Annotated in this window: 1 protein-coding gene; it reads right to left on the reverse strand. The window is 35.2% G+C overall.

Annotated features, from left to right (window positions below; translation table 11 throughout):
- Positions 1-730, reverse strand: a 730-nt coding sequence (trmD, locus tag AMN88_RS00430) for a tRNA (guanosine(37)-N1)-methyltransferase TrmD (RefSeq protein WP_075535937.1), incomplete at its 3' end; no start/stop codon positions are given.
- Positions 731-821: the final 91 nt, after the last annotated feature.

The following is an 821-nucleotide window of genomic DNA, read 5'->3' on the forward strand; positions in this document are numbered from 1 at the left end:
ATTGCTGAAAAATATGCAGAAAAAGCTGCCAAGCACACAATTGTAATTGATAATTCGAGTTTTCCCATAAATCTGGTCTTCGGACGCGTGTTATAGCCTCAGATTGAGATAAACGCCAGTGTTTAATTTTATTATGATCGCCTGATAATAGTACGTCTGGTACAGCTTTTTCCTCCCAAATTTGAGGTTTTGTATACTGAGGGTACTCTAGAAGACCATTTTCAAAGGTTTCATCTAATTTAGAGTTTTCATTTCCTAATACACCTGGCAGCAATCTTAAAATACTATCTATAACTACATATGCCGCCGACTCCCCGCCTGACAAAACATAATCTCCGATACTAATTTCCTCAATATTTCTTGTTGAAAGTATTCTTTCATCCACACCTTCAAAATGACCACAAATTAAAGATAGAGATTTTTCATTAGCTAGCTCTTTTGCTAAATTTTGATCAAATTTTTTTCCTTTTGGTGATAAGTATAAAATTCTCTCACTCTCATTTTTGTTTTCATCTAAAGACTTTGCAAGAACATCTGCTTTTAACAACATCCCTGAACCACCCCCATAAGGTGTGTCATCTACTGTTTTATGTTTGTCATCAGCTGCATCTCTTATATTTACAACTTTAAGTTTCCATAAATTATTTGATAAAGCTTTTCCATAAAGTCCTTTAGATAAAGGACCAGGAAAAACCTCTGGATAAAGTGTAAACACTTGAGCTTGCCACATAAATAATCTTTAAATTATTTTTTTTCCTCTGCTGGAGCTGCTTCTGCTTTTGGAGCTTCTTCCTTAGGAGCTTCTGCTGCTGGAGCTGCTT

Source organism: Candidatus Pelagibacter communis, assembly GCF_001180165.1.
GTDB lineage: Bacteria > Pseudomonadota > Alphaproteobacteria > Pelagibacterales > Pelagibacteraceae > Pelagibacter > Pelagibacter ubique_P.